This is a genomic window from Candidatus Leptofilum sp. (genome assembly GCF_965223525.1).
Taxonomy (GTDB): domain Bacteria; phylum Chloroflexota; class Anaerolineae; order Promineifilales; family Promineifilaceae; genus Leptofilum.
In genome coordinates this window covers 701,735-726,945 of the sequence record NZ_CBDCWX010000005.1, presented here as the reverse complement: position 1 = coordinate 726,945, position 25,211 = coordinate 701,735, and the positions used below count along the sequence as shown (strand labels likewise).

The 25,211-nt window shown below is 47.7% G+C and carries 14 protein-coding genes; 8 read left to right on the top strand and 6 right to left on the bottom strand.

The window, feature by feature from the left end:
- Positions 1-24: 24 nt before the first annotated feature.
- The 8 genes from ACOQPM_RS08590 (at position 25) to ACOQPM_RS08555 (ending at position 13,834) form a co-directional block, all read left to right on the top strand.
- Positions 25-597 (top strand): hypothetical protein, encoded by a 573-nt coding sequence (locus ACOQPM_RS08590; protein ID WP_420628839.1) that lies wholly within the window; start codon positions 25-27, stop codon positions 595-597.
- A 62-nt stretch (positions 598-659) separates the two neighbouring features.
- Positions 660-2,132 (top strand): cyclase, encoded by a 1,473-nt coding sequence (locus ACOQPM_RS08585; protein WP_420628838.1) that lies wholly within the window; start codon positions 660-662, stop codon positions 2,130-2,132.
- The gene (locus tag ACOQPM_RS08580; protein ID WP_420628837.1) at positions 2,066-3,484 is read left to right on the top strand and encodes a sensor histidine kinase; all 1,419 of its coding nucleotides are present in this window, start codon (positions 2,066-2,068) and stop codon (positions 3,482-3,484) included. The genes ACOQPM_RS08585 and ACOQPM_RS08580 overlap by 67 nt, the downstream gene beginning before the upstream one ends.
- A 45-nt stretch (positions 3,485-3,529) precedes the next feature.
- Positions 3,530-3,961, top strand: a complete 432-nt coding sequence (locus ACOQPM_RS08575; RefSeq protein WP_420630521.1) for a response regulator — start codon at positions 3,530-3,532, stop codon at positions 3,959-3,961.
- A gap of 30 nt (positions 3,962-3,991) precedes the next feature.
- On the top strand, positions 3,992-6,157 hold the full coding sequence (locus tag ACOQPM_RS08570) for a putative bifunctional diguanylate cyclase/phosphodiesterase (protein WP_420628836.1): 2,166 nt from the start codon (positions 3,992-3,994) through the stop codon (positions 6,155-6,157).
- Positions 6,158-6,384: 227 nt separating this feature from the next.
- Positions 6,385-10,590 (top strand): EAL domain-containing protein, encoded by a 4,206-nt coding sequence (locus ACOQPM_RS08565; protein ID WP_420628834.1) that lies wholly within the window; start codon positions 6,385-6,387, stop codon positions 10,588-10,590.
- 76 nt (positions 10,591-10,666) lie between these two features.
- Positions 10,667-12,967 carry a GAF domain-containing protein gene (locus ACOQPM_RS08560; protein ID WP_420628833.1) on the top strand — a complete coding sequence of 767 codons (2,301 nt, stop codon included), beginning with the start codon at positions 10,667-10,669 and terminating at the stop codon, positions 12,965-12,967.
- A gap of 48 nt (positions 12,968-13,015) precedes the next feature.
- Positions 13,016-13,834, top strand: a complete 819-nt coding sequence (locus tag ACOQPM_RS08555; RefSeq protein ID WP_420628832.1) for a response regulator transcription factor — start codon at positions 13,016-13,018, stop codon at positions 13,832-13,834.
- A gap of 40 nt (positions 13,835-13,874) precedes the next feature.
- On the opposite strand, the gene ACOQPM_RS08550 is transcribed toward ACOQPM_RS08555, so the two are convergent.
- The 6 genes from ACOQPM_RS08550 to ACOQPM_RS08525 form a co-directional block, all read right to left on the bottom strand.
- Complete coding sequence (locus tag ACOQPM_RS08550; RefSeq protein ID WP_420628831.1) at positions 13,875-14,999, bottom strand: ATP-binding protein; 1,125 nt, start codon at positions 14,997-14,999, stop codon at positions 13,875-13,877.
- 124 nt (positions 15,000-15,123) lie between these two features.
- Positions 15,124-15,498 carry a response regulator gene (locus tag ACOQPM_RS08545; protein WP_420628830.1) on the bottom strand — a complete coding sequence of 125 codons (375 nt, stop codon included), beginning with the start codon at positions 15,496-15,498 and terminating at the stop codon, positions 15,124-15,126.
- Between the two features lie 27 nt (positions 15,499-15,525).
- Positions 15,526-19,710: a GAF domain-containing protein gene (locus ACOQPM_RS08540; RefSeq protein ID WP_420628829.1), complete on the bottom strand. Its 4,185-nt coding sequence runs from the start codon at positions 19,708-19,710 to the stop codon at positions 15,526-15,528.
- A 10-nt stretch (positions 19,711-19,720) separates the two neighbouring features.
- Positions 19,721-22,111 (bottom strand): GAF domain-containing protein, encoded by a 2,391-nt coding sequence (locus ACOQPM_RS08535; protein ID WP_420628828.1) that lies wholly within the window; start codon positions 22,109-22,111, stop codon positions 19,721-19,723.
- A 47-nt stretch (positions 22,112-22,158) separates the two neighbouring features.
- Positions 22,159-23,982 (bottom strand): GAF domain-containing protein, encoded by a 1,824-nt coding sequence (locus ACOQPM_RS08530; protein WP_420628827.1) that lies wholly within the window; start codon positions 23,980-23,982, stop codon positions 22,159-22,161.
- A 97-nt stretch (positions 23,983-24,079) separates the two neighbouring features.
- Positions 24,080-25,177, bottom strand: a complete 1,098-nt coding sequence (locus ACOQPM_RS08525; RefSeq protein WP_420628826.1) for an ABC transporter substrate-binding protein — start codon at positions 25,175-25,177, stop codon at positions 24,080-24,082.
- Positions 25,178-25,211 lie beyond the last annotated feature (34 nt).

Genomic DNA, 25,211 nt, shown 5'->3' with positions numbered 1-25,211 from the left:
AGACGACTGAAGCAAACGATAGATATGACATATCAATCGCCAAATGACTCGCTCTTCTTTTTTGATATGATGCGATCAATCCAAATTCTTACCTGGGAATTTATTCAAAATCTCCCTCTTGTGGCTGGCTTGATTCTGGCACTCCAGTTTTGGCGGCAAGAGCAATGGGGTACGGCCGTTGCCACTATTATGGCTGGCAGCATCATAGGCTCTCTTTTAATTCGCTTTACGGAAGCAAAAATTGTAACCAAAAGGCGGGAGCCAATCTCCGTCACGATAACGAATATCATCGTAATGAGCCTGTTGATGCTTGCTGTAGTTGCTTATGTAAACGCTTCATGGAGTAATTGGCAGGTTGATTTAATTGTGGGCGCCTTGGGAGGTGCACTATTAAGTGCGGCCCAGAATTTAGCGGCCAAAAAGCGGATTGGCGTTAAGCATATGCTGGCCTTTGTTTTTGCTTTTTCCGTGGCCTTAATCGTCATTAGAACCTTGGTAGATATTTTGCCTACTGTGGCGACTATTTTGTTAATCACGATCATTGTGACTGTTGTAATCAGTTTAGTAGACTATGATCTTTTGCGTTCTCATACATAGGAAATGAAGTATCTGGCCTACGTTTTTAGAATTGAATTGAGTTATTGTATCGGAGTGTTTAAGTGGATCTTCATCAACAAATAATCCAACTGCTTCAAGAAATCAAGCCTGGCCAAAGCCAAATGACAAATACGGCATATGATACAGCTTGGGTAGCCCGTCTATTTGAATTGGGCGAACCAATTGCTGAAGATGCGCTGAGCTGGCTGCGCCATCACCAGCTAGCCGACGGCAGTTGGGGTGCTGAAGCACCGCTCTATCATCACGACCGACTCATTTGCACTTTAGCGGCGATGATCGCTCTCGCTCGGCGTGGACTAGAGCACGATAAAGTTCGCATAAAGCATGGGCTGGCAGCGTTGGAGATTCATTGGTCTCAGCTGGCAGATGATCCAGCCGGGGAAACTATCGCTTTTGAGATGCTGTTTCCCACTTTGATGGTAGAGGCTCAATCTCTGGGTTTAATCAATCGACCATATAATTTTTTGGATAATATGGCTCGTATACGTGAAGTTAAACTGGCTCGTTCGCCTAAACAAATGATTAGTCGTTTAGTGAGTATGGTTTTTTCAGCCGAAATGGCTGGTGGCGACGGTGTTCATTTATTAGACACCGAAAATTTACAGGAGGCTAATGGCTCAGTTGGGTTTAGTCCTTCAGCAACGGCGTATTTTTCTCTTTTTGTTGACAATGATAATGGGCAGGCTCTTGAATACTTGCGCGGGCTTCCTGTTTACAAAGGGGGTGTGCCAAATGTGTTTCCCATTGATGTGTTTGAAGCAGCCTGGACGTTACAGAACCTGTCCTTAATCACTTCTTTAGATGATGAAATTATAGCTCAATGTCAGCCGCATCTTGATTTTCTTGAGGGTGATTGGGAGCCAAATAATGGTATGGGCTATGCTGCCGGCTGTGCAATTAGGGACAGTGACGGTACCAGTGTAGTTTATGAAACATTGACTCACTTTGGTCGCCAAGCAGATTTGAAGACGATCTTAAGTTATGAAAAAGATGATCATTTCCGTTGCTTTCATCTGGAAGCGAACCCATCTGTGAGTGCAAATATTCACGTATTGGGTGCGTTGAACCGAGCGGGTTTGAAATTGTCCCATCCATCAGTGCAAAAAGTGCGACAATTCTTGTACAGAAAACAAACAAGGAAGGGGTTCTGGGTTGATAAATGGCATGCCTCCCCTTATTATCCTACTGCTCATACTATTATTGCAGGTACAGAATATGATAAAGACTTAGTAGCGAAAGCCGTGGCTTGGATTCTGAATACCCAACGGGATGACGGAGCTTGGGGTTACTACTATATGCCTACAGCAGAAGAAACGGCTTATTGTCTACAGGCATTGGTTATCTGGCAACGATGCGGAGGCGATGTCCCTCTTGAAGTATTGCGGCGGGGAGCTAGTTGGTTACAAGCACATATAGAATTGCCTTATCCACCTTTGTGGATTGGGAAATGTTTATATGCGCCAATGAAGGTAATTCGCTCAACTATTTTAAGCGCTTTGCTATTAACGAGTTAAGTGAGTTCATCGTGATAGAATTTGTTAATCAACTTATAAATGTACCTTCAACCGATCCTGACACACAAAGACGTGCTCAACTACTCAATATATTGCTCTTAGGCATGGCGGGTTTAGTTCTTTTAGCTATTGTATTGACGATTGCTCTTCCCGCTATAAATATCCAAGAAGGAAATCGCTTAATCGCTGCAGGGGCTGCTGTGCTAGGAGGTCTCACAGCAGTTTTTGTAATTAACCGGCGGGGATTTAACCGATTTGCTAGTTGGCTTTTTTTAGGGCTTTTGGCGATTTCCCTTCTTTTTAGCGATACACCTGAACAAGTCGCGTTTGGCCGAGCGTTATATATGTTCACGTTACCTGTTCTTATGGCTAGTGTTCTTTTGCGCCCCTACAGTAGTTTTATTATGGCTGGTGTGATAGGTATATTGATTAATATTATTGCTCTAGTTGAGCTGTCTACATTTAATTTCGTAGCACCTATTGGTTTTTTTGCGATCGCTTTAGTTGCTTGGTTATCATCTCGTAGTTTAGAACAGGCATTGCGAGATTTGCGTATGGTCAATGTAGAGTTGGAAGCGCGATCTATCGAGATTGAAAAAACGAATACTCTCTTGCGGCAGGAGATTGTAGAACGAACCCGTGCTGAAGAAACTCTACAGCAACAAACGCATGTCTTGGCTCGTACAAATAGAGAGTTGCAGCAATTTGCTTATGTTGCTACGCACGATTTGCGGGAACCTTTGCGGAAGGTGCGGTCGTATACGGAACTGCTGGAGCGTCGCTATCAAGGACAGTTAGATGAAAGGGCAGATAAATATATTAATTATATTGTAGGTGGAGCCACGCGGATGCAGACGCTCATTACTGATCTTTTGGCCTATCTTAAGGTTGGTGATGAAGAATTATCTCTTCAATCAGCTGATTTGAATCAGATAGTTGATAATGTATTGCATGATTTAGATATGATGGTGCAGGAAAATTCGGCCGTTATTACCTACGATCCTTTACCTACTGTGCAGGCTGATTCTTCGCAAATGACACACCTGTTGCAAAATCTATTAAGCAATGCCATCAAATTCCGTAGTGAAGAAACACCCACTGTTCACATTAGTGTTGAGCGTCAAAATGGCGAGTGGCTTTTTGCCGTGGCCGACAATGGTATTGGTCTTGAGGCGGAATTTGCTGAGCGTGTCTTTGTGATTTTTCAACGATTGCACACGAAAGAGGAGTATCCGGGCACAGGGATTGGTTTGGCTATAAGCAAGAAAGTGGTTGAGAATCATAACGGCCGTATCTGGCTTGAATCCCAGCCTAATGAAGGTACAACATTTTATTTTACACTTCCTGTATAATCACTAACCCAACATCCATACATTTATATAGGAGCAATAATTATGATGGCTGAATACGTTGAAATATTGATGGTCGAAGATGATCCTGGTGATGCCGATCTAACCCAAGAACTTTTGGAAGATGCCAAAGTCTTGATCCATGTTAATGTGGTTGAAGATGGGGTAAAAGCAATGGATTATTTGCGGCAACAGGGTAACTATGCCCAAGCCGTGCGTCCTGATCTCATTTTGCTCGATTTAAACCTGCCTCGCAAAGACGGCCGTGAAGTCCTCCAAGAGATCAAAAGCGATCCTGACCTCAAGCGTATTCCTGTCGTCGTTCTTACAACTTCTGACGCGGACGAAGATATTCTCAGAAGCTATAATTTAGGTGCCAATTCCTTTGTTACCAAGCCTGTTGGATTGGATCAGTTTGCCCACATTGTGAAAACCATTGAAAATTTTTGGTTCACAGTGGTCAAATTTCCACCCAAATAAAGGGTTATTCCCTGAAGTAATAGACATAATATGAGCCAAGACCAGATACGCATCCTCTTAATTGAAGATGATCCCGGTGATGCCGATCTGCTCCAAGAAATTCTGGATGAAGATAGAAACAGCCCCTTTACGCTCACCTGGGTAGATAGATTGCAAGATGGGCTGGGACGATTGGCCCAAGATGAATTTGATCTAATCTTGTCCGACTTATCCTTGCCTGATAGTCATGGCCCAGAAACATTTATTAAGCTATCGGCACAGGCTGCCCATTTGCCCATTGTTGTCCTTAGCGGTTCAACGGACGAAGGTATTGCCGTACAGGCTTTGCAGGAGGGAGCTCAGGATTATCTAGTGAAGGGGGAATTTGACCACAAGCTAATCGTCCGGGCCTTGAGCTACGCCATCGAACGCAAGCAGGTGCAGCTAGCTCTGCGCCAAAGTGAAGAGCGTTACATTTTGGCGGCTCGGGGCGCAAACGATGGTCTGTGGGATTGGGATTTGGTCGCCGACACTGTTTATTTCTCGCCCCGCTGGAAGGAGATGCTGGGCTATACGGAAACAGAAATTGGCGAAAATATTTCTGAATGGTTTCAGAGGGCACACCCTGATGAGGAGCAACGGTTACAGGATGATTTGATGGCGCATTTGCGGGGAGAGACTAGTCACTTTGAGAGTGAGCACCGTTTGCGCCATAAGGATGGCAGTTACCGTTGGATGCTGTGTCGTGGCTTAGTAGTGCGTGGTGCAAATGACCGCCCGCAACGCATTGCTGGTTCACTAACCGATATTACTCGCCGACGCATGGCTGAAGAACAGCTCAAACACGATGCCCTGCACGATGCCCTTACGGGCTTGCCCAATCGCGTTTACTTTGTTGAACAATTAGATAAAGCCATTGCCCTTACCAAATTAAAGGACAACTATCGTTTTGCCGTTCTTTTCCTAGATTTGGATCGCTTCAAGGTTATCAACGACAGCCTGGGGCATTTAGTTGGCGACCAATTGCTCATTGAAGCTTCCCGCCGCTTGCAAACCTGCCTACGTGCGGGCGATACGCTGGCTCGTTTCGGGGGAGATGAATTTGTTATTCTCTTGCGAGATATACAGGATATTCAAGATGCCCAGGATGTAGCTGAGCGTATCCAACACCTATTGTCAGCGCCATTTGATTTAGCCAATCAAAAGCTGTTCACTAGTGCCAGCATTGGCATTGCTTTGGGAAATCGCCAATATAAACAGCCGGAAGATTTGTTGCGAGATGCAGACACAGCAATGTACCAAGCCAAAGCAGAGGGCAAGGCGCGTCATGCCCTCTTCGATACAGGTCAATTCAAAATAATATTTGCTCGCTGGAATTTGGAAACAGATTTACGTCAGGCTGTCGATCGGGAAGAGTTTGTTGTTTATTATCAACCCCTCATCTCTTTGCAATCAGGCGAAATAGCTGGAGTTGAGGCCTTGTTGCGCTGGCAGCACCCCGAACATGGCTTACTATCTCCCAAAGAATTTCTTCCACTGGCTGAAGAAACAGGGCTTATTTTACCCATTGGTGAGTGGTTGTTAAATACTGCTTGCCGACAGTTACAGGCCTGGCACGGGTTAGGCTTTTCCGCACTTCGCATGGGAGTCAACGTCTCCGCCAAGCAATTTCGGGATCAAGATTTGCCAGAATTGGTGGGAAGGGTCTTGGGTGAAACGGCCGTTCCGCCCCACCGTCTTGAGATCGAAATCACTGAAGTCAATACCATCGAAAATAACAACTATGCCATCGGTGTGTTGCATAAATTAAAAGGGATAGGCGTACGAATTGCTATGGACGATTTTGGGCTTGACACCTCGCTCCACGCCCTGAAGCGCTTGCCTGTAGACACACTCAAAATTGACCAATCCTTTGTCCGCGGCACGTCAAAAGAGGATGCTAAAGAAGTTGCCATTATTCGCGCCATCAGTGCCATGGGGCATAGCCTTGACTTGAATGTTATTGCTGAGGGCGTGGAGTCTGAAGAGCAACTCTCTTTGTTATACGGGCACCATTGTAATGAAGTCCAGGGTTTTCTATTCAGTCCCCCTGTTCCGGCTCTTGAACTGATAGAGTTATTACAAAATTGGGACGATCATAAACTGAAGTGGGAGAACAGTGATACCTTTGCATCATTTATCCACACCCAAGACAACGCACCGGACAGTGTTGGCTAAGTACTTTTCCTCAACTGGCGGAGCTAAGATGGAACTTTTACCGCCTTCCATAATAGATAATAGGATGAACTGTCTCTCCTGAATGTGTTATTCAGAAATATTCCTTTCTATGGTAAGCTGACTACATTTGTGTAAATTGGAAATGGTGATTTACACAGGGAAAAGCGAAAAATTTGTACTGTCTATTTGGTTGAGACATCTGCGCTTTTGCCAAAGCATGAAGCAAAATGAAGAATCTTTTTAGCTCACTTTTTTCACAGAAGCCTTCATGGCCCAGGTTGCTTACCCCTGTGGCATTTGTGGCTGCCCATCTGATAATTTTCCTGGCCTTTCATCCAATGATTGGGCGAGGCATTGCTGCATTTGCGTTGTTGCCAGCAGTTATCGCTGGTTTGCTTCTTGGCTGGTGCATCGGTTTGATAGCCGGGATGGTCTTAACCCTACTTAACGGCGCATTGCTCCTGTTACTATTTGGCGCAGAGGCTTTTGACGGAATTTTTGCAATTGGTAGTTTGTTCATTCTAGCGTCGGGAACGGCCGTTGGCTGGTTGCAGCAACAGTTACTACGCCTACGTCAGGAGATGAATCGCGCCAATGAGATGACAACGGCCGCGAACGCTTTACGGGACGGGATTTCAGTAATCAACAGCACCCTCGACCTCCAGGAAGTTCTCAACAAAATATTATTGCACCTCAGTGACGTTATTCCCCATGATGCTGCCAATATCATGCTCATTGAAGATGACATTGGGCGCGTTTTTCACCATCGCGGCTATCCAGAAGATGAAGCCGAAAATATGGCCAAAGTGCACTTACATATTTCTGAGACGCCGAACCTGCAAAAAATGATACAGACAAGGCAGCCTGTTATCATCACAGATACACAACTATTTTCTGGCTGGATCAGGCGTAATGCCACCAGTTGGACGCGTGCCTATGTGGGGGCACCCATTAGCACACGCGATCATGTTATTGGTTTTCTCAATGTCAACAGTGCCACCCCCAACTTTTTTAGCCAAGACCACGCCGCAGGCCTCCAGGCATTCGCTGATCAGGTAGGTCTTGCGATTTACAATGCCCAACTGTTGACCCAGGCACGCCAGCAAACTGAGCGGCTTACCTCCTTGTTAAACACAATGCGGGCTGCTTCTGCGATTCTTGATCTAGAAGATATCCTCCGTTTAGTTGCTGCACAAATTGTGAGAGAGCTTAAGGTAACTGGATGTGCCTTATCCAAATGGGATCGGCAAGCTAATACAGTTATCACCTGGTTGGACTTTGGTTTGCAGGAGTCAGAGTACTTAGACTCACCAGGCACAGTTTATGCTTTAGATGATTATCCGCTTTCCCGGCAAGTATTGGAGACGGCCGTACCTACAACTATCCTGGTGAACGATCCAAAAGCAGACCCAGCCGAAATGGCTCTGATGAAAGATTCTCAGGTAAACAGCCTGTACATGTTTCCCTTGGCTACGGCCGATCGGGTCATTGGTCTAGTTAAGCTATATGATCATGAACAGGCGAGATATCTAACGGCCGATGAACAAGCCCTGTGCCAGGCGTTCCTTGATCAAATTTCCGTTTTCGTGGTTAATGCTGATCTCTTTGATGAAACTCGCCGCCAAGCACAGCAGCTAGAGGCTTTGCGGCAGGCTGGCCTTAGCGTCACGGCAAGGCTAGAGCTACCAAGAGTTCTGCAGGCTATTTCAGGCGCAGCGATGGGTTTGCTGCCTCAGGTGAGCGGCATTCATATTTATATCTATGATGCGGCTGAAGACAAGATGTCCTTTGGTACAGTGCTTTGGGCAGACGGCCGTACAGATACACCCTATGACAAACCCGAGCCAGGTGGCCTTACTTATACCATTGCACATCAGGGCGAGACAATCATCATGCCCGATGCGCGCACCCATCCGCTTTTGCAAGGGATTGTTCCAGAAGACACAAAAGTTGCTTTAGCAGCCTTGCCCTTAAAAATTGGCCAGCGCGTTGTTGGCGTAATGGTCATTTCTCGTTCACAACTTGGTCTTATCACTGAAGCCGACTTAGAAATTGTCCAGCTTTTCGCTGATCAGGCAGCTATTGCCATTGAGAATGCGCGCCTTTATAAACAAGCTCAGGAAGAAGTAGAGGAACGCAAGCTTACCGAAACGTCGTTGCGGCAGCGTAATATCACTTTGGAACTGTTGGCTGAACTCTCCAGGGCAATGACGGTTCCTTTAAGCACGAATCCTATTCTAGACAGTGTCGCCCAACTCACAGGACAAGCTCTTGATTTCACCACTGTTTATATTTGCGACTGGATCAATGAAACAGGGCAGTCTACCGTATTGGCTGAATATATGGCTCCAGAAGCCTCTCCTTTGGAAAAGCAATCTGATCTGGGAAAGATTTACAATCTGGCGGAAGATTTTGAAGACACGGCCGATTGGCTCCAAGACGCTGACCATTATGAAGTTATGTACGTAGATGATCCCGAGCTGGCTTTGAGCAAACGCGAGCATATGGAACAATATGGTGTGCGATCAATTATCACTGTGCCGCTGTGGGCAGGTGCCACGCCGATTGGCTACTTGGAGGGTTGGGAAAGTCGCTATAAGCGGGAATTTCGTCAGGATGAGATTGAGCGCTTGCAGGCAATTGCGCGGCAAGTGGCAATGGGGATTCACAATGCACTGCTCTACGATTCAGTGCGGAAAAACGAAGAGCGGTTCCGCCTTATCTTTGAATTAGCGCCCACCGGTATGGCCATTGTGACCATAGACGGCCGTTTCCAGCGTGTGAATCAGGCATTTTGTAACATTGTTGGCTATACGGCCGCTGAACTCCTAGACATGACATTTGTTGATATTACCCATCCTGACGATATAAGTACCAATCTAGCCCTAGATCGACAGTTATTACGTGGCGAATTACCCCATTTTTCCATGGAAAAGCGTTACTTTCACAAAGAGGGGCACCTCCTCAACGTGATTTTACAAGTTGCCCTTGTCAAAGATGATAATGGCGAGCCGCTGCACCTTGTTGGGCAAATTATAGACATCACCCAACGCAAAGCGGCCGAAGAGCAACTACGTCACAACGTTTTCCACGATGCCCTAACTAATTTGCCCAACCGTGCCCTATTCCTCGATCATGTACAGCGCGCCATTGGCCATACTGAACGGCAAAGTCACTACGCCTTTGCCGTCCTTTTTCTTGATTTGGATCGCTTTAAGGTCATTAATGATAGCCTTGGTCATGCAGCGGGCGATGAGCTACTAAAAATCATTGGGCAGCGACTGGCAGCCAATATTCGCCCTGGCGACACAGTGGCGCGCTTTGGCGGCGATGAGTTTGCTGTCCTTCTTGACGGGATGCAACAAATAGACCAGGCACAGTTGGTAGCCGAACAGATTCTGCATAGCTTGAGTAATCCGGTGCAAATAGCTGAGCATGACATAGCCCTAACCGCCAGCATTGGCATCACGCTTAGTTCTAGCCATCGGCAAAAAGCAGAGGAGTATGTGCGGGATGCAGATACCGCCATGTACCGCGCCAAAGAGCAAGGTGGCAACCGTTTTGTCATTTTTGACAATGAAATGTACACAGTCGCTCTGGAGCGCCTACGCCTGGAAACAGATTTACGGCAGGCGATGAAGGCAGAAACGTTACAGGTTTTTTATCAACCTATTTTAAGTTTGCCAGACGGCCGTATGACCAAAGTGGAGTGCCTGCTGCGCTGGCCCCATATTCAACAAGGCTTCATTTCCCCAACACAATTTATCCCCATGGCTGAAGAAACAGGCCTCATTAATCCTATTGGCGAATGGCTCATGCGTGCGGCCTGCAAAGAGGCCAAAAAGTGGCAAGATATGGGCTATCCGATTCGTATCGCCATCAATGTGTCGCTTCGCCAATTCCAATACCAGGACTTGCCCCAACTGGTAAAAGAAATATTGACTGAGACTGATTTGCCCGCAACCTCTTTAGAATTGGAGATCACCGAAAGTATAGCCATGTCCAGCCAAGATTTTAGTACCGCCCCTTTGCAAAAATTAGCTAAAATGGGCGTACACATTTCGGTAGATGATTTCGGCACAGGCTATTCGTCTCTCAGCCGCTTAAAAACGTTACCTATTTCTACATTGAAAATTGATCGTTCTTTTATAATGGATCTAATGGACGATCCCAACGATAAAGCAATGGTGGAGGCCATCATCGCCATGGCGCATAGCCTAAAGCTAAAAGTTGTTGCTGAAGGGGTTGAAACCATGGATCAACTTACCTTCCTCTGGCAGCAGCAATGCGATCAAATTCAGGGCTATCTTGTCAGCCCGCCGCTGTCATCGTCAGATCTGCTGGCATTTGTTGAAGAGAATACGCACATTAGTGAAACAGGAAATGGTACAAGGAAAGCATTATTTATCACAAAAGAAATTATCGGAGAATAATAAGCAACCTGGCACATTTTTGATGTGGCAAAAACTTTTAACCAGCCGTTAGCTAAGTAGCTACAAATTTAATCTTATGGAACAAATAAAAACAGAGCCCACTTCATTACATTACACAACCCGTCTAAAACTCTTGCATGAGATTGATCGGATTATTTTAACCTCTCGCTCGCCATCAGAAATCGCAACGGCCGTTATTCAACGCCTCAAGCAATTAGTGCCATACCAACGCGCCAGTGTCGCCTTGTTTGATTTTGCAGCAGGTTATGCAACTGTTTTGGCAGCGCAGGTTGATGATCAGGCTCAGGTGCAAGCCGACAAACATCCACCATTGACAGCTTTCAAAGGGCTAGCAACTTTGCAAGAACATCGCCACTTTGTGATGCAAGATTTAGCCGCTTCGTCAGATTTGTCGGAGGTGGATAAGCAGCTATTGGCTGATGGCATTCAGGCCTATGTTATGCTTCCCCTTGTATCGCGCGGTGAATTACTTGGTTCGCTAAATCTGGGCGTTCAACAAAAAGAGCTGTTAAGCAATATTGATCTGGAAGTCGTGCAAGAGATAGCCGATCAGGTAGCTGGTGGCATGCAGCAGTCTTTATTATTTAAGGCGGATCAGCGTCGCCTGCGAGAAAGTGAAGCTATTGTCAAAATCAGCCGGGCCTTGAATGAAACGCTGGATTTAGAGGAAGTTTTTCAGCTAATTGCCGAGTCCGCCCGGCAGATTATCCCGCGGGCGGAACGAACGGTTATTCATTTGCTGGATGAAAAGGAACAGGTGCTACGGCCGACAACCGTGACGCGCACAGGAGAGGTTGATCGGAGCGGCTTGATGATGCGCCCCGGTGAAGGTATTGCCGGACATGTGGTTGTAGAGGGAGAGTTAATAAATGTAACCGATACCCAAACGGACGACCGCTTTTTGGCTGGCGGCCGTTTTCGGCAGGGGTCGTTAATGGTAGCTCCCATCAAGAACCGTACCAACATTACCGGCACCATCACAGTACAAAGTGGCTCACCGCACGCTTTTTCAGCAGACGACGAACGCCTGCTGACTATTTTAGGGACGCAAGCAGCCCTGGCCATTAAAAACGCCACGCTCTTTATGGCCGAACAACGTGCCCGCCAGGTAGCTGAGACATTGCGCGAAGCCAACACAGCCTTGACCCAAACATTGAATCTCGATGCTGTGCTGGAAACGCTTTTAGCTTATGTAGCGCGGTTGATACCTTACGACAGTGCCAATGTGATGTTGCGCGAAGGGGAAGACCGCGTTGTTATTTCGGCTATGCGTGGTTACGGTCAATTCTTAGATGATCCGTCCGTGGTACAAAGGGCAACGTTCCAAACTGACTGGCCAACCATCCAGCCTGTGATACACGAACAAAAGAGCCTCATTATCTCTGATACAGACATCCACGATCATTGGGATAGATCAACTGGTGCGACTTATATAAAGAGTTGGATGGGTGTGCCCCTTGTAGCCGGGGGTGAAGTGATTGGTTTGTATTCACTGGACAAAGCTGACCCTCACTTCTTTACTGAGGAGCATCGCCAACTGGCCGAGGCCTTCGCGGGGCAGGCTGCTATTGCCATCTCTAATGCCTTGCTTTACAGGGCCGAGCGTCAACAATTTAAACGCTTACAACAGTCACAAACGCAGCTGATACAGGCTGAGAAAATGGGTGCTTTGGGTCGTTTGGTTGCTTCCATTGCCCATGAGATCAATAATCCAATTCAAGCGATTCAAGGTTGTCTGACGTTAACAATGGAAGAGCTGGAGGAGGATGAGCCTGAACAGGAAACGCTTGATTTATATTTGGGGATTGTTAAGAGCGAACTGAACCGCGTGGCGACCATTGTGCAGAATATGCGTGACTTTTACAGACCGGCTCGCGAAGGCATGGATTTAACAGACATACATGGGGTATTGGAAAGCGTTTTGCAGTTGACGGGCAAGCAGATGCAGCGTAGCCAAGTTGTGTCAGAGACGGTTTGGGCTACCCAATTGCCTAAGGTTGAAGCGAATCCCAGTCATTTGCGTCAGGTGTTTTTGAACTTGGTATTGAATGCCATTGATGCCATGCCGGAAGGTGGGACATTACGTGTTGAGACGCGTGTAGCACGCACAAATTCTCAACCAGGAGACGTGCCAACGGCCGTACAGATTACTTTTAGCGACACGGGCGAAGGGATGTCACAGGAAGTGGCTTCTCAGCTATTTGAACCCTTTTTCACGACAAAGGAACAAGGCTCTGGGTTGGGTTTATCCATTAGCTATGGCATCATTGAAGCTCATAACGGCGAGATTTCTGTGAGCAGCCAGGAAGGGCAAGGAACAACTTTCACCCTCCTTTTACCTGTGAAGCAGCCGTAGAAAGAGTATAATGCAGCACGATGTTGCCCAAACGATCACCAATTAGACATGACAGCTAAGATTCTGGTTGTAGACGACGAACAGCATATCCGCTTTTTCTTGGAACGACTGCTACAGCATGACGGGTATGACGTAACGGCCGTTGCTAGTGGTGAAGCCGCCTTGACCCAAATTAAAGACCAGGAATTTGATCTGGCGATGCTAGATGTAATGATGCCTGGCATTAGTGGCGTTGAGGTAATGACTCGCTTGCACGCTCAGTGGCCGCAGACGATTGTGATTTTGCTGACGGCTCATGCGGCTTTAGAAACGGCCGTTGAAGCCCTGCGCCACGGTGCCCATGATTACCTTTTTAAGCCCTGTGAAGCTGATGTCCTGCGAAAAAGCATCCACGAAGGTTTGCAAAAGCGTCAACAGGCATTGCAGCAGCATGCACTTCTGAAACAGTTAGAAGATAGTTTAACCAGCAGCCTTTCCCAAATACGTGCGGCCGCAGCAGGAGAAACGGTTGATGGTGTCATGCCAACAGTGGCAAGCGAAACAGCCGAATCCTCTCAACGTTTCCTCAAAAAGGGCAGCCTTATTATTGACTTGGCTCGCCACGTCATTACAGTTGATGGACATTTAATTGAACTCAGCCCTATCGAGTTTGATTTGATGTCTCATCTAGCCCGTAAATCTCCCCACGTTGTCTCACCACAGGAGTTGGTCAGCAAAATTCAGGGGTATGAAAGTGATGCCTCAGAAGCGAGTGAGATAACCCGTGCCCATATTTACCGCATCCGCCAGAAAATAAAAAAATCGGCCGGAAAATCGGCCGATGTTATTCAAACGGTTCGCGGTGTGGGATACACCATTAGCGAATAAATAAAAAATATACGATTAGTATTGAAGCCGCGAAACCGTATCAGGCAGATGGGCCATTGTCCAAAACCTGCGAGACTGCCTGGCGTATCTCCGTTATTTCCACTGGTTTATTCATAATCCGCTGAATAGAAACCTGTGATGCTTGCTGGTGGAGTTCATCATTGTTATGCGCTGTCAGCATCAAGATCACGGTTTGCGGATACAGTTCGCGAATTTGGCCGGCCAAAGCCAAGCCATCAGTGCCAGGCATCATATAATCGGTGATCATTAAATCAAAGGGTCCTTCCTGGCATAAGGCCAAAGCTTGGTCCGCATTGCGTGCCAGCTTAATTTCACAGTTGGGCAATTTCTTTAGCCCTTTTTGGACGATAAGCCCAACGTTGATTTCATCATCTACCACTAAGACACGTTGTGGAGGAAGATTCGCATGGGTCACAGACACACTTTCTCCTGCTGGGGTTACAGGTACAGGTAGTTGTACAATAAATTGACTGCCAAAACCGGGTTCGCTATTGATTTCTAAACGGCCGTTATGTTCTTCCACAATTGCTTTTACCAGGGTCAACCCCAGCCCCAGCCCCTCATAATTACGCGTGGTTGAACCATCTATTTGATAAAAGCGGTTTGAAATTAACTGCTTTAGCTCTGCGGCAGGAATGCCAATGCCGGAATCAGTAACGGATAGACAAAGCTGGTCATGCTCTGCGTAGAGCTTTAGTTTAATAGTGCCCTCTGCTTCATTAAACTTGACTGCATTATCCAGTAAACAAGTTACCAAATGCCCCAGACGATACTGGTTGCCAAAAATAATTGGTAAATTGTCATCCATTTCAACGCTCAAGGACAATCCGGCCGTTTCAATTTCGGTTTCTTTTTTAGTGACAACTTCTTTTACGACCTCTGCTAGAGAGAGCGGCGCACGGATAACTTCGTGCCCCTCACCACCCATCAGCAAACAGATGCGCTCAACAAGCCCCTTTAGCGATTCAGCGCGATCCAGGATTACTTTCGTGGCTTCTTCTTGTTCTGGTGCCAATTCACCAAAATCGCCATCCTTCAACAGCTGAGTAAAACCCAGCATAATTGCTAAAGGCGTACGTAATTCATGGGAAACGTTTTGAATAAAAATTTCATGTAACTTATCGGACTGTGTTCCGGCTTCCATCTATCTCACCTGCTAAATATTGAGAGTTTATCGTTTGATATTTGCTCACTAATGATAGGGGAAGAGACGGCCGTTTGGGCAAACAGTTACGTGACAGTTGCGTGACGGCTCTATCGTCTATCCACTACGCCGAAATGGGCAGATAACGGGCAACACAGTTACGCAGATCGCGAATATTAATCGGCTTGGGCAAATAATCCGTACAGCCAGCGTCAAGCGCCTTCTGATCATCACCCACCAGGGCATTGGCCGTTACCGCTACAATCGGCACCTCAGCCAACTCTTCATGCTCACTGGCACGTAAGCGGCGAGCAATCTCATACCCATCTACGTCCGGCAAGTTTATGTCCAACAAGATGAGCTTGGGGCGATGGGTCTCGGCCATCAAAAGGCCTCGTTCACCGTCCTCAGCACCAATCATTTCATAGCCACTCGCCCGCAATATCTTCTCGACGAGATGCATGTTGTTGGGATTGTCTTCAATATATAAAACCTTCATTCGTTTACTCCTGTTGAATGACTCAACTTAAGCCAATATGGCTTCTTGCGCCATGACCGAACGCTTCACTTCAACGGGCAATTCGACAAAGAATGTAGACCCCTCACCGGAGATGCCCGTACTTTCCACCCATAAACGGCCGCCGTGTAACTCAACCAACCGCCGGCTAATGGGTAGCCCAAGGCCTGTTCCGCCTGCTTTACGGGTGGCTGAATTATCAGCTTGTCTAAAGTGTTCAAAAATCTTTTCAACTTGGTCAGGCGCGATGCCTGCACCTGTATCTTTTACTTTTATCTGTACTAATTCGTTAAGGCGGCCTACTTCAACCTCGACGCTGCCTTTTTCTGTAAATTTGATGGCGTTGCTAACCACATTCAAAAGCACCTGTTTAACCCGGCGAGCGTCTCCTTCAATCTCCAGCTCAGAGCGGTCGGATAGATTGTTTAAGTCTAGTGCTAGCTCTTTCTCACCAGCTAGCGGTGCTGTTGTCACCACAACATCATTGAGCATATCATAGATATTGATTTTACCCAGTGACAATTCCATACGGCCGGCTTCAATTTTAGCCATGTCCAACACATCATTGATCAAATCTAGTAGGTGCTGACCATTACTTTGGATGATCTTCAAATCAGTTTCCATCGCATCGGTCAATGGCCCATCCAAGCCTTCCAACATCACGTCGGTGAAACCAATAACGGAGTTCAACGGCGTCCGTAATTCGTGGCTCATATTTGCCAGGAAGGAGGATTTCAGTTCGTCTAGCTCCTGTAAGCGCTTCACGGTAGCTTCCTGCTCTGCGTAAAGGCTTTGGTTCTCAATAGCAGCCGATAGTAGCGAGGCCATCTGGAAGGTTAGATTCTCATCCTGATTGTCGTATTGGTTAAGCTGTTTGCTACCAATGTTGATGGTGCCCAAGACGTGCGTACCGCTTATGAGAGGCACAATCATAGAAGAGTTGATTGCCCGATTGGGTGCGGGGGCAGGGTCATGGATAACCATCGCCTGGCGGGACTGAATGGCTTTTTCTGTTAATGTGCCCGCAACTGGTTGCGGCACACCCACGGGTACTGACCCCCGGTCCCCGCTAAAGGCGATGACCTGTGCTTTTTCACCAGTTTCGTCCAGCAAGCTCAACGTCACCCGGTCTGAGGGGAACAGTTCGGTTGCTTCACTGGCAGCGATTTCATAAATTTCATCCAGCGTGCCAGCAACGGTGATCTTCTCACTAATTTGGTTGAGCATGGCCATTCGTTGGGCCTGGCGTTTCGTTTCTGCCAAAGCGGCCTGTGTTTGCTCATACTGGCGGGCATTTTGCACAGCTACGGCAATCTGTGCCGCTAGTGTCGTTTGAATCTGAACGGTTTCTTCATTGAAGGCGTACGGCCGTTCTGACTGCACATCTAGCACCCCAATCACCTCGTCACCCACAATCATGGGTACTGCCATCTCAGAGCGTGTATCCAGGAGGAGTGGGTTGGGCAAATAGTCAGGGTTGTCGAACACGTTGTTCACGATAACACCCTCGCCAGTACGGGCAGCGCGGGCTACCAGTGATTGCGGACGATCGAGAGCGATGCGCCAGCCCTCGGCCGTCATTTGCCGCCCAACCTCGCCAGCGCCAGCGGCCAATACCAGTTCATCTTGCTCTTTGAGGTAGATGTGAGCATGGTAAAAGCCAAATCGCTCTTTGGTGAGGTCAGATACCGCTTGCAGCAGATGCTCTGTTTCTAATGTAGTGGCGGTGGCTGTACTCACTTCAGCTACTGTAACGAGGTCGCTTGCCCGCCGTTCAACTTCTTCGTTGAGGCGTAAGGCTTCTAGCCGCTCGCTAATCTTTTGGGTTATAGCTTGCAACACAGCTTGTGATCCTTCGTTATTGTCAAGGCCGCTAATGGCTAGCTCGCCGATGGCCTCGCCGCGTACAAGCAGCGGTTGTATAACGGCCGTTTCTTCCAGAGCTTCTTGCAGGGGCATTACCTCTTGTTGATCATAGATAAAGCCAGAAGCCTGTAATTTTGCTGCGTCATGGTAGCTTTGCCACCCTTCGCGGGTCAAGCGACGTACCACAGACTCCGCTTCCATGCGGTACTTTTCAGCTTCGGTGAGCAAGCGCAGATTTTCAATATGATGGGAAACCTTCTCAGCTACGGCCGTTAGCATCTCTGCTTCATCTTCTGTCCACTCTCGGCCTTCATAATCGGCCAGCCGGATGGCACCCACAGAAGCGCCCGCCACTGTGATGGGCACTGCCACCTCGTGTTCATCTTCTGCCAGTTCAGGTATGTCAGAAAGGGCGGTTTCGTGCGACAAATCGTAAGCAGCGGCCAAATGCTGGCTGCGGTCAATCCCGTTCAAGAAGCCTTGCCAACCCTGCTGAGCCAACTGTTGTGAGTAAGCTTCTACCTCAGCGCGAGCCTGCTGCGTTTCGCTGAACAGCGTTGCGTTCTGGATAGCCACAGCGAGCTGGGCTGCCAATGCCGTAAAACCGGGGATGTTCTCATCGGTCAAGCCTTCGACCTCGTTGCTTTGCAGGTCAAGAACACCAACCAGCTTTTCATCAACAAGCAGCGGTATGGCCATTTCAGAGCGCGTATCTGGCAATAGGGGATTGGCGCGGTGCCCTGCGCTGGCTGTTGTATCGGTTACCAATACGGCCTGTCCACTGGCTGCGGCCGTTCCGTTAATAGAGCCAGAGCCAACTGGCAAGCGGTGGCCGCGACTCACCAACTGTTGTCCGGCCTCACCGGTACCAGCCCGCAAAATCAGGCTGTTACCAGCCGGGTCTGCCAGGTAAATTTGAGCATAGTACAGATTGAAGCGGTCACGGATGATGTTTACCGCATTTTGCAACATATTTTCCAGGTCTTGTACCTGGGTCATTTCCCGGCCTACGTCAACCACCAATTCCAGGTCGTGGCTGCGGGCTTGCAGGCTACCTAGCGATTGACGTAGCCGCGTCATCATCTGCTGGAAATTACCAGTCAATTGACCAATTTCGTCCTTACTGCCTGTTGGCAATGCTACATCCAGATTACCTGCAGCTATGGCTTCTGTTGCTTTATTCAGGGCCAAAATGGGACGGGTAACGGTGCCAGCCATAACGAACGCGACGGCCGTTGCCAAACCGACAATGCCTAACCCGACCAACTGGATGGTGCGGTTGAGCGTTGTTACAGAAGCCAGGGCCTCGCTGGCCTCCTGCCGGGCTACAACAACCCAGCCGAGATCCAAAATGCCGGTAGCAATCTGTCCAGCCAGGCTGCGATCTGACCGATCAACTTCTGCTTCTGTGTGCAACGGTGAATGACCAAAAACAGCCTCATCGCCATGTTCATCTGTAGCAATGTTGTAGGTTGCCTCTGTGGTGAGAAAGCTTTGTACCAATTCAGATGGCAGTTCTGCTGTATCAGCATCTTGCGTCGCAAAAGGATCGAACAAGACGTTACCAGCGGCGTTAAAGAGAACCGCATGACCCGTGTCGCCAAACCGTAGCTGACCAATCAGGGCGAAGAGCGTATCAACAACCAGGGTCGTCCGGACAACACCGATGACTTCACCATCATCTGCGTAAACAGGGACGGCGATGAGGAGGGCGTTGGCATTTGCACTTTCATCAAACTCTGGATCCGAGATGTAGATAGCGCCTTCACCGTCTGCCCAAGCAGATTGCCACCAGCCCTCATCTGCCTGATAGTAGTCAGACAGGCGATTAGAAGAAGCAACGGTGGCGCCGTAGCGGTCAGTAACGAAAACTTCAATATGCTCGGGGAACTCGCGAGAGATGTCATGCAGTTGCGCGGCCGTTGCATTAACATTGGCATCATCAATAATGACAGAGCGGATAAGCGGATCATCATCGCCAGCCGCTACCCATTGGGCATCCAATGCCTCTATTCCCGCCAAAATCTCTTCAGGGCTGCCTGAGTAACTCTCGTTACGCACCGCCAACGGCTCTCGCACCACATCTGTGAAGGAGAGAAGTTGAATCTGCCCCACTTTTTCGTGGAAAAAGAGATTGATCACGTCTCGTTGGCTTTTTGCTTCTACGCTGAGTACTTCGCCTACTTGCTGGGTGAGGGCACTTTCCATCGTGCGGGTAACGCTAAGGGAAACGCCAGCAACCGAGGCAATACTAAAGATGACGAATACGATTGCGAGTTTTGTTCGCAGACTATAGTGACGAAATTGGAGAATTGTGTTGAAATTCATGATCATCCCTTTATTTTCGGCCGTTTACAGCTTTGCCTAGTTCTACAATGGTGTGTTTGGCACCAAGTGCCTGCCGTAATTCGCGCGCAGCAACATCTAGAACGGTTTCTATGGACGTTGCAGTTTCAATTTTCTGGCTGATGGTGTTCAGAACAGCTTCCTGGTCAGCCTTTTGCTTTGCCTGTGCATAAGAGCGGGCATTTTGTAGAGCGATGGCAACCTGGCTAACAACTGCCTGGAGTAGCTCCACATCAAGTTGCTGCAGCCCATTCACAACATTGTGCTGCACATCCAAAACCCCCAGAACCCGGTCACCAACGGTAATTGGTACAGCGACCTCGGCTTTGGTTTCTGGTAGTAGTGGGTTGGGTAACCAATTAGGAGCCTGGCTTACATCTGGTATGAGAACCACATCTTTGGTGGTAGCTGCTCGGCCTACCAAACCTTTGTTAATTGGGATGACGTGGCCTTTGGCTAGCATTTCAGCACCAGCCTGTCCCGTACCACCAACCATTGTCAAAGATTGCCCAGAGTCGTCGAGTAAATAGATATGGGCGTGATAGTAGTCGAACGTGCTTTGCACTTGCTCTACCACTTGAATAAATAGTTGTTGGGGTTCCAGAATCGTTGAAAGACGACGGCCGATTTCCGTACTGGTTTCAATAACGCGATTGCGTCGTTCCAGACGACCAACCGACTGTTGTAGCTGGGCCGTCATATCATTGAAAGAGCGCCCTAGTTCGCCGAACTCATCACCACTCGTTAAGGAAACGCGTGTGTCCAAATTTCCGGAACGTACGTGATTAACAGCATCAGCCAGAGTGTACACAGGTCGTGTCAAATACCCTGACAAGCCAAAGGCGACTATGATGGAAAGTAAAGCAACGCCGATAATAAGCAAAACCGTATTGCGCTGCTGAGCCGTTACAGCGGCTAAGCCAACTGCCTCTGGCTGGGTGACAGTCAATACCCAATCCAAATTGGCAATCTCGGAGCGATTTTCTGTATCTTGAACAAGAATGGCACTGGCGAGCGTTGGATCATTATCGTGCTGCACTTCTGCTATGGTTTCGTTTGATTCGGCTAGCGTATGCCATTGCTCATAGCCGTCGTCTACAGAAATGATGGTTCTGCCTTCTTCCAACTCGAGCTCACGGCCGTCTGGCAAATAAACATCAACGGTGAGAGATTCGCCAGCCTGGCCTGCTGCGAGCAACTCTGTCAGGGCGTCTGTTTCGTAAGTGGTTCGCAAAATGCCCACAATAGAGTTGTCTGGCGCAAAGATGGGAACAGCCATTTGCAGAGCCAGTGCGTTACTACTTTCATCAAATTCTGGCTGACTAATAAAGGTGGCACCCTGGCCGTTGGCATAAGCTACCTGCCACCATTCCTCATCTGCCTGATAGTAGTCGGAGGTGCGGTTTGTGGTTGCCAAGAGTGCCCCCTGAGAGTCTGTAATGAAGAGCTCTACATGTTGGGGGAAACGTGCCTGAAAGGTTAGCATCTCAAGCGCCAAAGGATGGTTCAGGCTGTCTTGAATAAGCGGATCGCTATCGGCAGCATTACGCCATTGCTGGTCGATAGCTTCTAATTGAGCCAGGGTAGCTTGAGGATTGATTGCCGCCAACTCAGCACGCATAGTGGAACTAAGTGAGAGCGCGTTGAGTAAGTCTGCCTGACGCGATAACAGATCGCCAATGGCTGTGGCTCTTGTGTCTGCTACATTGTGGAGATTATTCCCAATATCCTCTAGTAAGTTTGCCTGAATCGTATTGGTCGTAAAAAGCGTTACGACACCCCCCGAGAGGAGACTTAAGGTCAAAAATGCCAGAATTAGTTTGGTACGCAGACTGTAATCGGAGAAGCCTCGCACAATAAAGACGGTGAAAATCACCAGCACCAACGCTGTTAAAATGATAATCACTGATTGAAGCTGGGGCACAACCTGGCGGTAATCCCCGCCAAAAATATCGAGTAAATAGGTGAGGATACCAATGCCCACAGCGAGGGCGATGAAGCGCGTATGAGTGTGGGCTGGTAATGTTTGCAATACGGTGACAATAACAAGACCAACCAGAGCGAGGCCGAGTACACTGCCTAAATCAGCTACTAATAAGCTGGTAACCGGGAAGAGGACAAACATGCCTCCTAGTATGCGTGTAATACCAGGCTGGATTCGGCCATTTTGTACATAGCGACGAGCGACGAGAGCTAGTCCACCATAGCTAAAAAGAAGGGCGGTTAAAATATATATCTGCCATGCTTGTGTTTGCCAGGCAATAATGAGATAAGCAAGGGTAGCAGCGACTACACCTGCCAGAACGACATTGACGACATACTTGGCATTACGCGCCCGTAGTTCTTCTTGATTCGCTACCTTGCTTTGTTGGCTGTTGTTCATAATAAAATCTCCGAGGATATGATAGTCTGTATCCTAGATAGGTGGTGTTATGATTGTGTGATAGTTGTGTGACGGCCGTTTTCTAACAAACGAATGGCGGTCTTTTCCGCGCCCAAAACCTGGCCTAACTCACGTACAGCAATTTGCATCACTTCTTCTACAGATTGGGCTGTATCAATTTGGTGATTAATGTCGTTGAGGCGCGCCTCTTGTTCGACACGCGCTTGCGTCGTTGCGTAATCTCGCGCGTTGCGGAGGGCAACAGCGATCTGGCTGGATAGAGAGTGCAGCAGGTCAACATCACCCTGGTCTAAACCATTCACAACGTTATGCTGCACATCCAAGACGCCCAATACGTTATCACCGATGGCAATAGGAACGGCCGTTTCTGCTTTTGTTTCTGGCAGCAGGGGGTTAGCCAACCACTGTTCGTCTTGGGAAACATCCGGAACGAGAACGTCCATATTTGTTTGTGCGGCACGTCCTACCAGACCTTTGCCCACTGGAATGCGGTGACCATGAGAAAGCATCGTTTGACCCGCTTCACCCGTACCGCCAGCCATAAGCAGGGTATTGGCTTCGCTATCCAACAAATAGATGTGAACATGGTAATAGTTAAAAGCGTTTTGCACTTGTTCCACAACCGCTTTTACTAGCTCAGCTTCATCCAAAATGGTGGAAATCTGGCGACCCACTAAAGCACTGGTCTCAATAGCTACTGTGCGATTGGCCACCTGCTCTTCTAGTGTATCTACTAAAGTTTGTAGCTGGGTTGCCATACCGTTGAAACCATCAGCTAAGCCAGCTATCTCAACAGGTCTCTCAATTGTGACCCTCTGGTTCAAGTTGCCCTGACTCATTTCTCGTACGGCATTACCTAATGTTTGTAGGGGGTGGTTAATCTGGCGAATTAAATAGAAGGCAGCCGCGGAGCCAACAAGAATGGTAATGACAGAGATAGCGGCTATGATGCGTAGGATATCTCTCGAGATGATCTGTAGGTTAGTTCGCACATCTTCAACCACAACCTCAGAAAGTCCCTGAAGCTCGGTCGCTGCTTGTTGAAGTTCGCTGGTGATCTCTTCAAAGACAAAGTTGCTCCGTCTGATTTGCTGATCGAGATCGAATAAATCATTGGCGACAGTGAAATAAGAATCTACCTGAGTATTTATGGTTGCTGCTTCCTCTACGGTTTGCGTTTCCTCAGCCACATTTTGGAAGGAGGTAATCAAAAGACGAATGCTGTCCACATGCTCTTGCTGGCCTGTAATAAAATAGGTGCGTTCCCGCGTCCGAATTTGCCGCAAAATAGATTCCAGTTCTGGGTTATTTAGAGGACGCACCATGTCGTCTAAACTATCAAATTCGACTTGCAAACTTCTTTCTAAACCCTCTGCCTGGCTACGAAGCTCAATGGCCTCGATTGTGCTTTGAAAAGTGGTTTCATAGTCGGTGATCAGGGGCCGTATTTCGGCTGTTTGCTCCACCAACTGTGCAGAGCCCTGGAAGGTATCATTAGCAGCAAAGATGCGGTCAATCTGATCGAGTGCATTTCTAGCTCCCAGCAAATGGGTCGCATTCTCCTCGAGATTATTGCTGGCAGCCTCAGAAAAGCCGACTGAACGCCAAGTTGTAAGAATATTGGCTTCATTTTGCCGAGCCAGCAAGAATTCACTTTGCATTTGATTACTTAAGACCTGAAGTTGGTTGGCATCATTTATATCCACACCCAATGTGCTGCGGATGTTAAGTAGAACGAGGATATTCAAAAAGGTCACAAGAATGAGTACAAAAAAGATAATACCCATGCCTAAACGCAACTGTGCCCGAATAGACGAAAAACGCCGACCAAAAAACTGTTTAATATTCATAACTATCAACCTTTGCTGTCAAGATAGTGCCTATTATTTTGCAGAGAACCAAGTCCCCTAGAGGAACCTGGTTCTTCATGCGCTGCTTAATTACGATTTACTGAGAATGAGAAGCCAATACCTCATCCCAAGCATCCACATATAGCTGATCGGTCTCTACATTGGTGCTGGTAAGGAAAAACAGTTGCTCACGTACTGTTTCAGTTGGATACAAGGCTGGATTGTTGACGTCTTCCTCATTCAAAAAAGGTACAGAGGCTTGATTGGGCGAGCCATAACGAACAAAGTTAGAGAGTGTGGCCCCAACCTCTGGCTCCAAAATGTAATTCATAAAACGCTCGGCCAACTCTTTGTTAGAGGCATCTTCGGGGATGCACATATTATCCGTCCAAATAATCGAACCCTCATCGGGAATCACATAACGAATGTTAGGGTTTTCCTCCATAATCTGGAAAATATCGCCACTCCATTCAAATGTTAGATCTACTTCGCCTGCTAAAAGCATATCCTGCCCAGTGTCTGGGGCATAAGCTGCAATCTGATCCGCATGTTCCTTTAAGAAATTGGCCGCTTCCATAATCTCGTCAGCGTTGGTTGTGTTGGGGCTATAATTTAAAGATAGTAGAATCACAGCCAATGTGCTGCGTGCATCATCTAAAAGAGCAACGCGTCCTGCAAATTCAGGATCAAATAAGTCCAGCCAACTGTGGATTTCCCGGCCGGTGGCTTCAATGTTGTAGCCGATGCCCATTGTGCCCCATTGATAGGGAACGCAATGTCGGTTGCCAAAATCATAGCCAGGGTCTATAAAAGCGGCATCCAAATTGTCGAAGTTGGGAATGTTGTCTTTGGTGAGGGGGGTTAGAAGACCTTCTTGTCGCAAAATCTCTACCATGTAATCTGTAGGTACGATGAGATCGTAATTGAAAGACTCGTCATTTTGCATCTCTTCAAACAATTCTTCATTGTTGTCAAAAGTCTCATACTCGATGGTTACACCGAACGCTTCTTCAAAATCTTCCAGAATTGTAGGATCAATATAAGTGTCCCAATTGTATATCCGCAACACATTTTCGGTTTCGCTACTTGGCTCCGTTGTGGCCTCAGTCGTGGCCTCGGATGCTGTGGTACAAGCTGCAAAAAGCACACTTCCAAACAGAATAAGAAATGCAATTTTCAAGATCGGGTGTTTCATTGAAGAATTCTCCATATTTATTAAATTTAACTGT

Coding starts and splice junctions, on each gene's coding strand:
- ACOQPM_RS08590 (WP_420628839.1), top strand. CDS start 25: ATGACATATCAATCGCCAAATGACTCGCTCTTCTTTTTTGATATGATG.
- ACOQPM_RS08580 (WP_420628837.1), top strand. CDS start 2,066: ATGTTTATATGCGCCAATGAAGGTAATTCGCTCAACTATTTTAAGCGC.
- ACOQPM_RS08575 (WP_420630521.1), top strand. CDS start 3,530: ATGGCTGAATACGTTGAAATATTGATGGTCGAAGATGATCCTGGTGAT.
- ACOQPM_RS08570 (WP_420628836.1), top strand. CDS start 3,992: ATGAGCCAAGACCAGATACGCATCCTCTTAATTGAAGATGATCCCGGT.
- ACOQPM_RS08565 (WP_420628834.1), top strand. CDS start 6,385: ATGAAGAATCTTTTTAGCTCACTTTTTTCACAGAAGCCTTCATGGCCC.
- ACOQPM_RS08560 (WP_420628833.1), top strand. CDS start 10,667: ATGGAACAAATAAAAACAGAGCCCACTTCATTACATTACACAACCCGT.
- ACOQPM_RS08555 (WP_420628832.1), top strand. CDS start 13,016: ATGACAGCTAAGATTCTGGTTGTAGACGACGAACAGCATATCCGCTTT.
- ACOQPM_RS08550 (WP_420628831.1), bottom strand. CDS start 14,999: ATGGAAGCCGGAACACAGTCCGATAAGTTACATGAAATTTTTATTCAA.
- ACOQPM_RS08545 (WP_420628830.1), bottom strand. CDS start 15,498: ATGAAGGTTTTATATATTGAAGACAATCCCAACAACATGCATCTCGTC.
- ACOQPM_RS08540 (WP_420628829.1), bottom strand. CDS start 19,710: ATGAATTTCAACACAATTCTCCAATTTCGTCACTATAGTCTGCGAACA.
- ACOQPM_RS08535 (WP_420628828.1), bottom strand. CDS start 22,111: ATGAACAACAGCCAACAAAGCAAGGTAGCGAATCAAGAAGAACTACGG.
- ACOQPM_RS08530 (WP_420628827.1), bottom strand. CDS start 23,982: ATGAATATTAAACAGTTTTTTGGTCGGCGTTTTTCGTCTATTCGGGCA.
- ACOQPM_RS08525 (WP_420628826.1), bottom strand. CDS start 25,177: ATGAAACACCCGATCTTGAAAATTGCATTTCTTATTCTGTTTGGAAGT.